Genomic DNA, 16489 nt, shown 5'->3' with positions numbered 1-16489 from the left:
ATTTTTTATTTTATCTTAAGAGTTTATAGCTAAGTTCAATCGCTTTGTTTTCCTGAAGTGAGTTATATATAGTTATCTCTCCTTTTCTACCTTTATCCCCCAATATACCTGCCTTTCCAAGTCTTCTTCTAAGCTCCTTAGCAGTACCTTCACTTCCATCTATTAATATAGCTTTATCTCCAATAACCTTAGCTAATGCTTTTTTGACAAAAGGATAGTGTGTACACCCTAGAACCACAGCAGAAATCGCATTCTTATCTATATCTAAAAACTTCTTCTCTAGGAAATTAATCATTTCATCTCCATCAGTAATTCCTGATTCTATAAGTTCTACCAATCCCGCACAAGGAAGAGGTACTATCTCAGCTTCTTCAGAATACTTTTCCATTAAGTTTTTAAACTTCTTTTCAGCAAGAGTCATAGGTGTTGCCATAATTATTATTTTACCGTTATTACACAACTCTACTGCTGGTTTAAGTGCTGGCTCAATACCTATTATAGGAATATTTTTATAATGAGCCCTAAGTTCGTCAATAGCAGCTGAAGTAGCAGTATTACATGCTATAACAACAGCTTTTACTCCTTTATTTATTAAAAACTCTGTAGCATTAAAAGTAAGCTTTTTTACTTCATCAACGGTTTTTGTGCCATATGGGGCATTTTTAGCATCTCCAAAATATATGTAATCTTCCCAAGGCATAAACTCTATAGCTTTTTTCATAACACTCAGACCACCTACTCCTGAATCAAAAAAACCTATCGGCTTCATACTTTCATTGTTACTCATATTCATCACTCCAACCTAATAGTTTCTAAAATTATTTTATTACTTTACAGTTAATAAATCTATATAAAGTCATAACTTTAATTATTAATTTATATATGCTTACTAACCGCAAGCCTTTGTTTTTCAAAACTTCCTAAGCTAAATTTTCAGGTGAATAAGTTTTGTTTTTTACTCTATAGCCATAAAAGGCTTGTACAGCTATTAAAACTCTTGGGTTTAGTTGCCAAGTAGACTTCATACTTTACATTAAAAAGAGTTCTCACAATATTAGCTAACTGTGAGAACTCTTTTCTAATTATATTATTCAAATAAATATCTAATTTAATATTATACGTTGAATAACAATTCACCGTAAGTTGGTAAAGGCCATACATCCTTATCAACTAAAGTTTCTAGTGTATCTGCAACAGCTCTTACAGCTTGCATTTTTTCGAACACATCAAATTTGTAGAAGTGAGCAACAGCATAAGCATCTCCGTCTAAAGCTTGTGCCTTTTCAACTGAAGCTTCTAACTCACCAATGTTTTTCTTTAAAGCTACTGCAAGTTCATCTACTTCAGCTAATAATTCACATTGAACCCCTGCAGATACTCCAGCAGCCTTTACAGCACTTATTGATTTAGCCAAGCTTGTTTCAAACTTGATAACTGCAGGTAATATTTGACGTTTAGCAATTTCAAGTGTTGTTTCAGCTTCTATATTTGTAGTCTTAGCGTATATTTCAAGATTTACATCGTAACGAGCATGCATTTCTAGCTTGCTTAATACGCCATGTTTCTCCATTAACGCTACATTCTTTTCTGTTATATAAGCCTTTGTAGCTTCAACAGTTGTCTTTATATTTGCAAGACCTCTCTTCTCAGCTTCAACAACCCATTCATCAGAGTATCCATTTCCATTAAATATTATCTTGCTATGCTCTTTAACAGTTTCAGTTAATATAGCATTTATTTCAGCATCTAAATCTGCAGCTTTTTCAAGTCTATCAGCAACTTCTGAAAGAACTTCAGCTACTATTGTATTTAATACTGTATTACAGTCAGCTATAGTGCCTGAAGATGGAACCATTCTGAACTCAAACTTATTACCAGTGAATGCAAATGGTGATGTTCTATTTCTGTCAGTTGGATCCTTAATTAACTTAGGTAAAGTTGATACACCTAGATCTAATTTACCTGCTGATATCGATGAAGTAACTTCACCTTTCTCAATTTGTTCAATTAAATCTTGTAATTGATCTCCTAAGAACACTGATATTATAGCTGGAGGTGCTTCATTTGCACCTAATCTATGATCATTTCCAGGATTTGCAGCTGAAGCTCTTAATAAATCAGAGTATTCATCAACAGCCTTTATAACTGATGTTAAGAATAATTGGAATTGCTTACTCTTATGTGGTGCATCAGTTGGATCAAGAAGATTTTGTCCATCATCAGTACTCATTGACCAGTTATTGTGCTTACCTGAACCATTAACTCCTGCAAATGGTTTTTCATGAAGTAAACATACTAATCCGTGTCTTAATGCAACCTTCTTCATAACATCCATAGTAAGTTGGTTAGTATCTGTTGCTACATTTGTAGTAGTAAATATTGGCGCTAACTCATGTTGTGCTGGCGCAACTTCGTTGTGCTTAGTTTTTACTGAAATACCAAGCTTCCAAAGTTCCTTATCTAAATCCTTCATATAATCGGATATTCTTTCTTTTAAAGATCCAAAATAATGATCTTCTAACTCTTGTCCCTTTGGAGGCTTAGCGCCAAATAAAGTTCTTCCTGTATATATAAGATCTGGACGTTTGTCATATAACTTCTTGTCCACGATAAAATATTCTTGTTCAGGTCCAACTGTAGTTGTTACTTTGTTTGCTGTAGTATTTCCTAGAGCTTTTAAAACTCTTATAGCTTCTTTTGAAAGAACTTCCATTGAACGAAGTAATGGAATCTTCTTATCAAGTGCTTCTCCAGTATATGAAACAAATGCTGTTGGTATATATAAAGTCTCATCTTTAACAAACGCTGGTGATGTCATATCCCAAGCAGTATATCCTCTTGCAGCACAAGTAGCTCTACTTCCACCTGATGGGAATGAAGATGCATCTGGTTCTCCCTTAATTAATTCTTTACCTGAAAACTCTAGTAGAACCTTACCATCCTCTGTAGGATTGATAAATGAATCATGCTTTTCTGCAGTAATACCTGTCAATGGTTGGAACCAGTGCGTAAAATGAGTAGCTCCTTTTTCAACTGCCCAATCCTTTAATGCTAACGCTACAACATCGGCCACAGCTAAGTCAACAGTTGCCCCTTTTTCTATTGCCTTTTTCAATGCCTTATAAGTTGCTTTAGGAAGACGTTCCTTCATTATACAATCATTAAATACATTTTCACCGTAAAATTCACCAAAATTGCTCATCGTAATAGCCCCTTTCGTATTCAAACCTATTTTACACAAAACGTGCCTATCTTTTAATTTTCTATTCAAAATTATAGCACCCTAAATTGCCGTAAACATCAAAATAAGTCCATTCTACATAAAAAAACTATTTTTTTATAAAATCAACAATTTAATACGTATACTTTTTATATTTTTATAATTTTATAACTTTTTCAAAGTTTTTTTATTGATTCTATTGATTTTTAACTATCATTTCATTGACACTACACGTTTCCTTATAATACAATTTTTCTATGATATAAATGTTATTTTATCAATTATTTAGCCTTAGAAATTCACTAAAATTTTCAATGAAAGGAAGTGAACCAGTGCTTACTTTTCTATTACTTAAGTAAGTACAAATAATTATGGCAAAAAATCTCATTTTTACTATTCCTACTGATAAACACAATAAAGAGGACTTATTAGCATTACTCGATTCTCACCCAGAAATAAAATTCGTATCAATAGTAGGTATTGATTTATCAGGCAATGATACAGATGAAAAAATTCCAGTAAGTCTATTTAAGGATGATATAGCATCATTTTTGAACGGTACTGCTGTTCAAACTGATGGTTCATCAGTAGTTCTACCTGAAATAGCTACATTAAACAACGCAAAAGTTGATATGATTACAGACTTAGAGGTAAATTGGTTCGTTGACTATAACTATGAGTTCTTAGATCCTGAAACTAACAAACCAGTTGGAACTTTAAGAATACCTTGTTTTCTTTACCATGAAGGAGTTCCTGTTGATTCAAGACATATATTAAAATCTGCAGTTGATACTTTTAAAACTACATTATTAGATATATTTGCAAAAAAGCCAGAAACACTTAAACCTTTCGGAATAATCTCTGATGACATAGATCAAATCGTAATAACTTCTGCTACCGAACTTGAGTTTTGGGTTAAAACTCCTAATGATAAAGTTGAAACAGAAGAATTATCCACTTCCCAAATATTACAAGAACAGTATTGGACTAGAACTAAAGGAGTTGTAAGAACAGCTCTAGAACAAAGTTTAATCTTAATGGAAAGCTACGGCTTTGAACCAGAAATGGGTCACAAGGAAGTCGGCGGAGTTAAAGGTAAATTTGATTCATCCGGAAACTTCAATCATGTAATGGAACAGTTAGAGATAGATTGGAAGTACTCAGATGCATTACAATCTGCAGATAATGAGTTATTCATAAGAAATCTTGTAAAAGAAACCTTTAGAAGGAATGGCTTAGATGTTACTTTCCTTGCAAAGCCAATTGAAGGAGTAGCAGGAAGCGGAGAGCATACTCATCTTGGTGTTAGTGTTAAACTTAAAGATGGAACAAGAATCAATCTTTTTGCTGCAACTAAAAATGACTTCCTAAGTGCTATAGGCTATGGTGCTATAATGGGACTTCTTAAAAATTATGAAATTGTAAATCCTTTTGTTTCTTCAACAGCCGATTCTTTGAGAAGATTAAAACCTGGTTATGAAGCTCCAGTTTGCATAGTTACTTCATTAGGACACAGTCCTGAGGTACCATCAAGAAACAGAACTATCTTAGCTGGTCTTGTAAGAGATCCTCATAGCCCTTTAGCAACAAGATTCGAACTTAGAGCACCAAATCCTCATACTAATACCTATTTGGCAATGAGTACATCTTATTTAGCTATGTTAGATGGTATATTGTATGCTTTAGAAAGTAATAAGACAGAAGGACAATTGCTTGCTGAACTTTCCAAAAAAGCTGGCGAAGATGCTGATTATTTAGAAAAAGATAGAGCGTATAGGGCTGAAGAAGATGTTTTTGAAGACTTCACTCAAGAAGAAAGAGATGAATTCTTCGGAACAGCACCTGCTACTGTTTACGAAAACTTATTAGCTTTAGATAAATATCCTAAAAAAGTTGAAGTATTAAAGAGAAATGATGTATTCACTGATAAGCTTATAAATAGCTTTAGACTTGGAGTAACTAAGAGATGGACTACAGAAATAACTAGTAGAGTGATTTCTGAATATGCAAGTGAAATAAGAAGTTTTAAATTATTACACTCACTTGATAAAGCACTAGACTTAGATATATCTAATTGGATGGCAATAAATGATTTAAGACATTATATAATGAAGGATAGCTATACAAATAAGAGTCTATTTACAAAAATTAAAGAAGCTATAGTAGCTGATGATCTTGAAGAAGCATCAAACCTACAAATAGAATTAGATGATAAGATGTCTTTATTAAGATTTTTATATAATTCATATAAGAAAAACTTATTAGATATAGACATTTAGATTAATAATAATTAGAATAAAAAAGAAACCTATAATTTAATAGGTTTCTTTTTTACTGTAAAGGAAAGCATAAATGTTTAAATCTAGCTAAGCCTAGTGCCTTCAACAATTTATCATAACCTTTTAGTTATACAGTAAAAAAGCAAAATATACTTACCTGCTAGGTTTCCCCAATATATATTTTAGAGAGGTAGCTTCGCAAATAAAAATCTCACTAAAGAAGGTCGCTTCACCGACCCTTTTATTTGGTAACTTAAAATTTATCAATTATGTGAATTTTTAATAAAAGTATAGAAGACTCTTTAGTATGTTTGTAGTATAATTGACTATATATCTTAAGATGAGGTGTAGGAAATGAGACTAGTTCCTATTGAATGTGTAAGAGACGGTTGTTATTTAGGTAAAACTTTATTTGATGAAAACGGACGAACTCTTTTAAAAGAAGGAGTTAAGTTGTCGACTCCTTTAATAAAAAGGATAAAAGATATACATATTTATTCACTTTACATTATGGATGAATATAGTGAAAAAGAAATTGATGACATAATAAGACCTGAACTCAGACAAAAATCAATATCATTAGTGAGAGAGACCTTCAATAATGTAGAGAGGATATACTCAAATCTTCACAATTCATCATTGAATAAAAACAAAAAAAATATTCTCCTAAAACAAAAAGAGGAATATTTATCATCTATTCATGGACTTGCAGAAGAATTATTAGAAAATATACTTTCGAACAAAAACATAATGATAAATTTAGTTGATATAAAAACTATGGACGCGTATACTTATCAACATTGCGTTAATGTTGCTATATTATCTCTAGTTCTAGGTATTGGTCTTCAACTTCAGAAACATGAACTTCTAGATCTTTGTATAGGCGCCTTGCTTCATGATATCGGAAAAGTCTTTATACCAAAAGAAATACTTTTAAAAGACGGACCTTTAAGCTATGCAGAATTCGAGATAATGAAAGATCATCCCAAAAAAGGATACTCTTATCTAAAGACTGTACATAATATATCATCTTTCTCTAGAATGGTAGTATTGCAACATCATGAAAGAGAAGATGGACTTGGTTACCCTGATGGTAAAAAAAGTTCAAAGATTAATAAGCTTGCAAAAATTGTTGCAGTGGCGGATGTTTATGATGCATTAACTTCTGATAGACCATATAGAAGAGCACTTTCTCCAAATGAAGCTTTTGAATTTATACTGGGGAACGCTGGCTCTATGTTTGATTACGATATAGTTAAAGCATTTACTAAGATACTAGTACCTTACCCTGAAGGAACCATAGTAAAACTAAGCAACGGAGATATCTGCGTGGTTGAAAGCACTCCTCCTGATTATCCGCTTAGACCTGAAGTTAAAGTTATTAGAAGTGACAACGGAACTTCTGTTGGTTCTTTAATAAACCTAGTAAAGGAATTATCATTAGTTATATTATCAATTGAATATGAAATATAGATATATTAATGTAATTAATAAACCTCAATAATAAAAAAATCGCTAAAGAAAATCACTTTAGCGATTTTTTATAATTTTAAAAACTTTAATAAAACAAAGCTTGCGGTTAACTAAATTCATCTTATTAATGTAAAGCTCATTTTCTAACACTATTATCAATTTTATTTATAACATTATAAGCCTTGAAAAATCCCTACGGTGTAATATTGTTAAGTCATTAATTGTTTAAAGCTATATAGTTATTACTTAATATTTCAAATGAATAAAAATCCGTGCCCACAAAAGGATTATTGTTTATTATTTCTTCAGCTTCTTGAAAGCTATTTGCCTGAAATATAAACGTCCCTCCATTTTTGTTATAAGTTCCAGCACATAATAAATACTTTGATAGATTCATCTCTCTATACTTTGCATTGGTATCTTTAATTCTTTTCTTCTCAACATTATCTAACTTATAGTTTATCTTAACAAATATTCCACCATTCTTTTTCATCTCATAATTCCTCCCTTTTTCATCCTTACCTAATCATATGAGCTTGTACACAATTTTATGCATTATTTTTCTCGAACATACGTTTGATTATATTGTAGCGAACATGCGTTCATATGTCAATATATTAATTTATATTTTTCAACATATTATTCCATATATTTCACACACTCTATGTTGAATTTTAAAGAATATTGTAAAACAAACATTTTACAAAAAAAACATCTAGGTATCCTCAATGTCATTTTATTAAATAAACAACATTGAAGTAACCTAGATGTTTCACTATAATAGCCTTAGCTTAAAACAGCCTTATTGTAGCAAGTATTATTTTGTCATGTTGAACACTTCAAGATCTCTCTCTTCAATTTTACTTGTTTTAACCTTTACTAGAGCATTAAAAGTATCAAGAGCTGTAATAACTCCTATATTTCTTTCTATAGCTGCTCTTCTTATATGGAAGCCATCTCTCTTAGAATCATTACCCTTAGTTGGTGTGTTTATAACTAAATCAACCTCTTTATTCTTTATAATATCTATTATATTAGGATGATTTTCATTTAGCTTTCTAACTTCTTTAGCATCTATACCTGCAGCCCTTAAAAGTTCAGCAGTACCTGAGGTAGCTATAAAATCATATCCAACATCAGAAAGTGCTTTTGCTATTGGAAGGAATTCTTCTTTATCATGCTTATTTATAGTAGCAAGTACAGTACCCTTTTTCTTACTTAGAGTATACATATACGCCCCTACAAAACCTTTGTATAAAGCTTCCTCTAGAGTTCTACCTACTCCCAATACTTCCCCAGTAGATCTCATTTCTGGCCCTAGAGAAACTTCAACCTTTGGAAGCTTTTGAGTGGAGAATACTGGTACCTTTACAGATATTAAACTTGGCTCTTTGTATACACCAGTTCCATAACCTAAATCCTTAAGTTTAGCTCCAAGCATTATTCTAGTAGCTATATCCACTATAGGGACTCCACTAACTTTACTTATATAAGGAACTGTTCTTGAAGCTCTTGGATTAACTTCTATTACATATAGCTCACCCTTAAACTCTATAAACTGTATATTTATCATCCCTTTTATACCTATAGCAAGAGCAAGCTTATTAGTGTATTCTAACACCTTATCTTTTATATCTTGACTCAAATTTTGGCTTGGGTAGATTGTTATACTGTCACCTGAGTGTACCCCAGCTCTTTCTAGATGTTCCATTATTCCTGGTATAAGAACATCTTCACCATCAGATATAGCATCAACTTCTATTTCTCTTCCCATAAGATATTTATCTATTAGTATAGGATTCTTTCTATCTTTTTCAAATGCATTGTTTAAATAGAACTTCAGCTCTTCTTCATCATGAGTTATTTCCATACCTTGACCACCAAGTACATACGAAGGTCTTACAAGCACAGGGAATCCAAGCTCTCTTGCTTCATTTACCCCTTCTTCAATACTCCAAATCCCTTTTCCTTTAGGCCTAAATATATCTAATTCTTCAAGTAAAGCGTCAAATTTTTCTCTATCTTCAGCTAAATCAATCTGATCTGCTGTGGTTCCTAATGTCTTTATATTTTTTTCTTTAAGGAATTTTGCAAGCTTTATAGATGTTTGCCCACCAAATTGAAGTATTACACCTTCTGGTTTTTCTTTTTCAATTATATTAAATACATCTTCTTCTGTTAATGGTTCAAAATATAATTTATCCGATATATTAAAATCTGTACTTACAGTTTCAGGATTATTATTTACTATTATTGTTTCTATCCCAAGATTTCTAAGTGATTTTACGCAATGAACTGATGCGTAGTCAAATTCTATTCCCTGTCCTATTCTTATAGGTCCAGATCCTATTACCATAACCTTTCTTCTATCACTTACTTCCACTTCATCATAAGTCTCATAAGTTGAATAATAGTATGGAGATAAGGCTTCAAACTCGCCACCACAGGTATCAACCATCTTATATACAGGTTTTATACTCCATATATCTCTTAATCTATAAATATCATCTGGCGAAACTTCTAGAAGATCTGCAATACCTTTATCAGAGAAACCCTTCCTCTTAAGTTTATATAACCATTCCTTATCTAAATCACCTATTTTAGAGATTCTTAATTTTTGCTCTTCATCAACCATCCACTTGAATTTTTCTAAGAAGAATAAATCAACTCCTGTTATCTCAACAATTTTATCCATCCTATAATTTCTTCTAAGCATTTCTGCTAGAGCAAAAATTCTTTCATCATCAGGTGTTATTACCATCTCTTTCAAATCCTTCATAGAAAGATCTCTAAACTTTTTAAACTCTAAGGAGTATCTTCCTATTTCTAAAGATCTTATTCCCTTAAGAAAAGCTGATTCGAAATCACTTCCTATAGCCATTATTTCTCCCGTAGCCATCATCTTAGTTCCTAAAGCTCTATCAGCACTTTTGAACTTATCAAATGGCCATTTAGGTATCTTAACAACTACATAATCTAAAGAAGGTTCAAAGCATGCATAGGTTTTTTGAGTTACCGCATTTTTTATCTCATCAAGGGCATAACCTAATGCTAGCTTCGCAGCAACCTTTGCAATTGGATATCCGGTTGCCTTAGAAGCTAATGCTGATGATCTTGAAACTCTAGGATTTATTTCAATTACTGCGTATTCAAAGGACATTGGGTTAAGCGCAAACTGAACATTGCACCCACCTTCTATTCCTACTGCATTTATTATATCTATAGAAGCACTTCTAAGCATTTGGTACTCTTTATCAGATAAAGTTTGACTAGGAGCTACAACTATACTATCACCAGTATGTATTCCCACAGGATCAATATTTTCCATATTACATACTGTTATACAATTTCCAAAGCTATCTCTCATTACTTCATATTCTACTTCTTTCCATCCCTTTACACTCTTTTCAAGTAATACTTGACCTATAGAGCTTAACTGCAATCCTGATGACAGAATTTCTTCCAACTGTTCTTCATTATCAGCTATTCCACCACCAGTTCCCCCTAGTGTATATGCTGGTCTTACTATTACAGGATAACCTATGGTCTTAGCAAATTCCTTCCCAGCTTCTAAGTCTGTTATTATCTCACTCTTTATAACAGGCTGGCCTATTCTATGCATCATCGCTCTAAATAACTCTCTGTCTTCTCCTTCTTTTATACCTTCGACAGAGGTACCTATAACTTTTACATTGTACTTATCTAGTATTCCTTTATCATAAAGTTCAACAGCTAAGTTTAAGCCTGTTTGTCCGCCCATTCCTGCTAAAAGACTGTCAGGTCTCTCTTCAGCTATAACTTTCTCAACAAATTCTATAGTCAGCGGTTCTAAATACACCTTATCTGCAACTTCAGCATCCGTCATTATAGTTGCAGGATTAGAATTTATTAGAACTACTTCTATTCCTTCTTCTTTAAGTGCTTGACAAGCTTGAGTTCCTGAGTAATCAAATTCTGCTGCCTGACCTATTACTATCGGGCCTGAACCTATTACTAATACTTTTTTAATATCTTTTCTAATTGGCATAATGGCTACCTCCTAAGTGTTCTATACTAATAGTTACTCTGCAAATTTTATGAACTCATCGAATATATAGTCACTATCTTTTGGTCCTGGACTAGCTTCAGGATGGAATTGTACAGAAAAAATAGGTAAAACTTCATGTTTCATACCCTCTATAGTTCCATCATTCACACTTATATGAGTTGCCCTTACGTCTTTTGGCAGTACATCCACATAATAACCATGGTTTTGAGAAGTGATATAGACTCTATTTCTATCAATATCTTTTACCGGATGATTGCATCCTCTATGTCCAAATTTAAGTTTCTTAGTTTTTCCTCCAAGACTTAGAGCTAATATCTGGTGTCCAAGACATATACCTACTATAGGTTTCTTTCCAACAATGTTTTTAACATTCTCTACTATATCTGATAAATCTTCTGGATCTCCAGGTCCATTTGATAAAAACACAAGATCTGGATTAACATTTAATACTTCTTCTGCAGAAGTAGTTGCCGGAAAAATTGTTACTCTGCAATTTCTTTTCACAAAGCTATTTATTATATTTTGTTTAACACCAAAATCCATTATAGCTATATGTTTTCCGCTTCCATAAAATTCATAAGTTTCACTTGTTGTAACATTAAAAACTGCATCTTTATTTGAATAAAGCTCTGTTTTCTTCATAGCCTCTTCTGAAGAGATTTCATCTAGTGTTATTACACCCTTCATTGTTCCATTTTCTCTTAATATTTTAGTAAGAGCTCTTGTATCTATTCCTTCAAGTCCAATTATTTTATTATTATTTAAAAAAGTTTCTATTTCTAACTCACATCTAAAATTACTTGGTGAATCACATTTTTCTCTTACAATAAATCCTTTAACCTTAGGATAAGAAGACTCCATATCTTCAAGATTTATTCCGTAGTTTCCGATCAAAGGATAAGTCATAGTAACTATCTGTCCATAATACGATGGATCTGTAAGCACTTCTTGATACCCTGTCATTCCAGTATTAAATACTACCTCTCCAACACTTTCTTTTAGATATCCAAAAGCTTTTCCTTCAAAAACAATACCATTTTCCAATATAAGCTTTGCTTTCATTAATAGTCCTCCTTATAATCCTTTAGGGAAAATACACTTATACAAGTGAGGTTCCTGCCGAACTTATTCATGTATATTTATTAAATCATATTGCATAAATATTCGTCAATAACAATTTATTCATGTATTTTATGATTTATTCTGATAGTAACTGTATAATTTTGCTTTGCTCTATAGGAATCTGTTTTAAATATATTTTTAACATTTCTATAAGCCTTACTTCTTTTGCCTACCGTTAAAGATCACTATATAAAACTCAATCTATCTATATCCAAAAATTGCAGCATTATTTTAGATCAATCAGCCATTAAGTTTATACTACCTGATATTTAGGAAACAAATATTGTATAAGCTTATCCTATTTAAACAAAACAAAAGGATATCTAAGAGATTAATAAAAAATACTAATCTCTTAGATACCCTATATATTCAGCAGGATATTCAATTATAATCAAAGCTATTTGTTTAATTTCATGACAAAAAACGTATGCCATATAATCATACCCCTTTCTGGCCTCTCTGGACCAATTTAAAGTGTATTATCTACCTTATTATTTGTTATTAATATCTATTCTAGTTTAACCTATAGTCTATGTCAAGAAATAAAGTTTTTATTTTTGTTGAAATGATTAAAGATTACCCAAAAGGGTAATCTTTAACCATTAACAATATTATACCTTGCCTATAGGTATTTGTAAGTTAAAATAACTTACCTTGTACTCTTTTTGTCCTATTGAGTCCATTATATTATTATCTATAGCAAGCATTTTGTCAATGTGATTATTATCATACAAACAAAGTTCTTTTCAACAAAGACAAAGCATTATTGTATATTTATGCATTTAATTTTATGTTTGTGCACTTTGTATATAAAAATAATATTTATTTTTCCAATTAAGTTAAGTATATTGTCTTAATACCTATTAAAAACATCACTGTAATATGGTATAAATTAATACTTTTATACTTATTAATTTAGCCTATAGATTAACAACTTCAGTCGTTAGATTCCAAATAAAGATTTCGATAGTTCTATGAAGCCTTATTTGGATAAATTTCAATTATCAGTAACTTATCTATATATACTAATAAGCTAACTGGTTTTTTTAATATTGTGTAACTTAAGTAGTATAAATTTCATATTCTTATAAAGAGATAAATTTTTAAAGGGAGATCAAGATGGATTTCTTTAATAATGATTACTTCAATCCAAATAGTCACTTTAGATTTTATGACGATGGAAGCAGTATAGACGAAGTTGGAGAATATGAAGTAGATGTTAGTTTTACTTATGCTCCAATATATGAGAGCTTAGAAGAGGATATGAGAGGCCCCTCTGATAGACCAACTCCACCTCCAGCTCCAGTAAATACCCCCCCAATGGCTCCTCCTCCTTCATTCAATCCTTCAAAGAATGACCCTAAAGCTAAAGTTCTTGCAGGCTCACAATATCCTGAAGGACCTCAAGCTTTTGGTGGACCTCAAACTGGAGGAGGCAATGTAAAAGCAGTAAGTCCAATTTCCATACGTCCTTGCTTATTTAAATATACTTATATATGGCAAAATAACGGAAGATCTTATTGGGCTTACCTGACATCAGTAGATCGCTACTCAGTTTCTGGATGGAGATGGATGTTCTATAGATGGGTATATTTCGGAATAGACATAAGAAGAATAGATACATTTATATGCTATTAGATAGTTATAAGGAGAAGAATAGATATTCTTCTCCTTATAACTATTAGTTACTTATCATTCTTAGATATACAGATTTAACTTTAACTTTTCAATCATTCCAATAAAAAAATATCTTTATACAAATATCCATTCCATGTCTTCTATACCTTGACAATAAAATATATATCCTGTTCTCTTATCAAAAATAATTATAGGACTCATATAATCACCAACATATTTATATTTTCAATCAACTTATCTACCAGATTAACTTAAAGATACGGATAAAACATCACTTTTTAGAAACCCATTTATTATCCTTGATATAGAATCTCCAAGGAAAATGCACAGCTTCTTCTGCATAATCTATACCTACTCTAGTGGTTTCAACGATATCTTCATCTGATATACTCTTGTTATTCGATGGCTCTTCTAAATATAAATCTTCGCTTTCAGTCATATCTATCCAGTTATCTTGCTTATTTATTGCAAAAGCAATACATAATTTTGATGGACCATTGGTAAGAGCCTTCATTTGAGTATTAGTCAAAGAATCTATTGTTTTATCAAATCTCCTTTTAGCCATTTCTTCAATACCATCTATAGGTTCTATTGCTCTTATGAGTACACCCTCTGCAGTTCCTTCTTCTTTTGTAATTATATTAAAACAATGGTACATTCCATATATAGAAAAAACATATACAATTCCAGGCGGCCCGTATAGAGGTTTAACTCTCTCTGTCATTTTACCACCATATGCATGGGAAGCCTTATCTATAGCTCCGATATACGCCTCAGTTTCAACTATTATTCCCCTTAGAAACGTTTCTCCTACCTTCCTTACTAAAACTTTCCCTAGAAGATCCTTAGATACTGTGATTACATCTCTTGCATAAAAATCTTTGCTTATCCTCATGATACTCTCCCATTGGTTCAATTAGAATTATGTCTTTAAAAATATAAACTTTATGATTAATTATTCCCTATAATCAAGCAAATATTATATAAGTTTTACTTTTACAAATCTTAACTTACCGATTTGAATTATATCACCATCCCTTAACGAAACCTCTAAGCTATTAATAACCTTCTCTCCATTTATCTTTACTCCTCCACCAGTTACAAGTCTTTTTGCATCATTCTTACTCTTACATAAGCCTTTCTCAAATAAAAATGATATTAAATCTTTCTCTAACAATTCAGCATTAACTTGAAGTTCTTCTATATCTTTAGGAATACTTTTTTTCTGAAATATATTTATGAATTCCTGTTCTTCTTGTGTAGCGGCTTTTTCTCCATGGTATAATCTAACCAATTCCTTAGCCAAGCTTATCTTTACATCTCTAGGATTTACCTTCCCACAATTTAATTTACTTCTAATTTCATCTATTTTATCTGGATGTATATCAGTAGCTAGTTCAAAGTATTTAACGATATTTTCATCTGGTATAGACATGGTCTTTCCAAATATATCTTTAGCATTTTCATTTATACCGATATAATTCCCCAAGCTTTTACTCATCTTTTCTTTTCCATCTACACCTTCAAGTAAAGGCATAAATATAGCAATCTGACTTTCCATATCAAAATCTCTTTGAAGAGTTCTACCCATCAGTATATTGAATCTTTGGTCTGTGCCACCTAGTTCAATATCTGCTTTTAAACTTACAGAATCATAAGCTTGCATTAAAGGATAGAAAAACTCATGAATAGAAATGCTTTGATTACTTTCAAATCTCTTTTTAAAGTCATCTCTTTCAAGCATTCTAGCCACTGTTGATTTTGCTGCTAGATTTAACACATCTTCAAAATTCAACTTCGAAAGCCATTCGCTATTAAATCTAACTTTTGTCTTCTCTCTATCTAATATCTTAAATATTTGCTCTTCATAAGTTTTCGCATTTTCTATAACCTGCGCCTTAGACAATTGCTTTCTAGTTTTTGATTTTCCCGTTGGATCACCTATCATTCCTGTAAAATCCCCTAAAACTATAACTGCTTCATGCCCAAGTTCTTGCATTTGTCTTATCTTTCTTAACACAACCGCATGCCCAAGATGTATATCTGGAGCTGATGGATCAAGACCAAGTTTGATTACTAATGGCTTATTTTCTTTTATTGACTTTTCTAGCTTTTGTCTCAAATCAACTAAGCTTATAATCTCGTCTGCACCTTTGGAAATTATTTTTATTTGCTCTTCTACACTTATCATATTTATAAAGTTAAGTTCAACAAGTCTGCTCTTTCTCATAATTTGCAATTTATTCTTTACTATAAAAAGAACCAACCTATTCTTAACTACACCTCCTAAATTAAAATTTATTTAATTTTTTTTAAGTTTATTCAAATCCAATTTTAACGATGATGTTTCACTACAATATGAGGCTTCATATTAGATAAAGCTATCCATATTTAAACGTACCGCTTAGCTTAGTGTAATTTATAAGATTACCTGCAGAATAACCTTATAACATTAGTTGGTAAATAAAAAAACTCCCGTCATCTAGATTGCTCTAGAGGACGAGAGTATAGACTTCGCGGTACCACCTCAATTTATTAATGCCTTACGACAATAACCTTTTCGAGTACGATGTCAACAACACGATACTCTAGCACTATAACCTGTGCAGGATAGGGAAAACAGCCTACTACCTTATAAGGATTTGGTGTTCAGCTCATAGATGTATTCAAAATAAATTCTTTGCTTCTTCACACCACCCAGAAGCTCTC

10 protein-coding genes and 1 other annotated feature (1 of these 11 only partly in view) are annotated in these 16489 nt (G+C 31.7%); of the genes, 3 read left to right on the top strand and 7 right to left on the bottom strand.

The window, feature by feature from the left end; all coding sequences use genetic code 11:
- Positions 1-10 precede the first annotated feature (10 nt).
- On the bottom strand, positions 11-787 hold the full coding sequence (murI, locus tag OCU55_RS14140; protein ID WP_261852957.1) for a glutamate racemase: 777 nt from the start codon (positions 785-787) through the stop codon (positions 11-13).
- 327 nt (positions 788-1114) lie between these two features.
- Positions 1115-3202, bottom strand: coding sequence for a glutamine synthetase III family protein (locus OCU55_RS14135; RefSeq protein ID WP_261852956.1), 2088 nt, complete (start codon positions 3200-3202; stop codon positions 1115-1117).
- 389 nt (positions 3203-3591) lie between these two features.
- On the opposite strand from OCU55_RS14135, the gene OCU55_RS14130 reads away from it, so the two are divergent.
- Positions 3592-5499 carry a type I glutamate--ammonia ligase gene (locus tag OCU55_RS14130; RefSeq protein WP_261852955.1) on the top strand — a complete coding sequence of 636 codons (1908 nt, stop codon included), beginning with the start codon at positions 3592-3594 and terminating at the stop codon, positions 5497-5499.
- 354 nt (positions 5500-5853) lie between these two features.
- Complete coding sequence (locus tag OCU55_RS14125) at positions 5854-6972, top strand: HD-GYP domain-containing protein (RefSeq protein WP_261852954.1); 1119 nt, start codon at positions 5854-5856, stop codon at positions 6970-6972.
- A 217-nt stretch (positions 6973-7189) separates the two neighbouring features.
- Here OCU55_RS14125 and OCU55_RS14120 read toward each other — a convergent pair whose 3' ends face one another.
- The 3 genes from OCU55_RS14120 to carA form a co-directional block, all read right to left on the bottom strand.
- On the bottom strand, positions 7190-7465 hold the full coding sequence (locus OCU55_RS14120; protein ID WP_183279395.1) for a YciI family protein: 276 nt from the start codon (positions 7463-7465) through the stop codon (positions 7190-7192).
- A gap of 324 nt (positions 7466-7789) precedes the next feature.
- Entirely contained in the window at positions 7790-10999 is a 3210-nt protein-coding gene (carB, locus tag OCU55_RS14115; RefSeq protein ID WP_261852953.1) for a carbamoyl-phosphate synthase large subunit, read from the bottom strand.
- A 33-nt stretch (positions 11000-11032) separates the two neighbouring features.
- On the bottom strand, positions 11033-12082 hold the full coding sequence (gene carA / locus OCU55_RS14110) for a glutamine-hydrolyzing carbamoyl-phosphate synthase small subunit (RefSeq protein WP_261852952.1): 1050 nt from the start codon (positions 12080-12082) through the stop codon (positions 11033-11035).
- Positions 12083-13261: 1179 nt separating this feature from the next.
- On the opposite strand from carA, the gene OCU55_RS14105 reads away from it, so the two are divergent.
- Positions 13262-13780 (top strand): hypothetical protein, encoded by a 519-nt coding sequence (locus OCU55_RS14105; protein WP_261852951.1) that lies wholly within the window; start codon positions 13262-13264, stop codon positions 13778-13780.
- A gap of 271 nt (positions 13781-14051) precedes the next feature.
- Here OCU55_RS14105 and OCU55_RS14100 read toward each other — a convergent pair whose 3' ends face one another.
- Together OCU55_RS14100 and tyrS are read right to left on the bottom strand one after the other, a co-directional pair.
- Positions 14052-14675 (bottom strand): DNA-3-methyladenine glycosylase, encoded by a 624-nt coding sequence (locus OCU55_RS14100; RefSeq protein WP_261852950.1) that lies wholly within the window; start codon positions 14673-14675, stop codon positions 14052-14054.
- An 84-nt stretch (positions 14676-14759) separates the two neighbouring features.
- Positions 14760-15971, bottom strand: a complete 1212-nt coding sequence (gene tyrS, locus OCU55_RS14095) for a tyrosine--tRNA ligase (protein WP_261853083.1) — start codon at positions 15969-15971, stop codon at positions 14760-14762.
- Between the two features lie 301 nt (positions 15972-16272).
- Positions 16273-16489, bottom strand: a binding site (T-box leader) (it continues 44 nt past the right edge of the window).

The organism is Clostridium folliculivorans, from assembly GCF_024341905.1.
Classification (GTDB): Bacteria; Bacillota; Clostridia; order Clostridiales; family Clostridiaceae; genus Clostridium_AR; species Clostridium_AR folliculivorans.
This window is presented reverse-complemented; position numbering and strand designations above follow the sequence as displayed.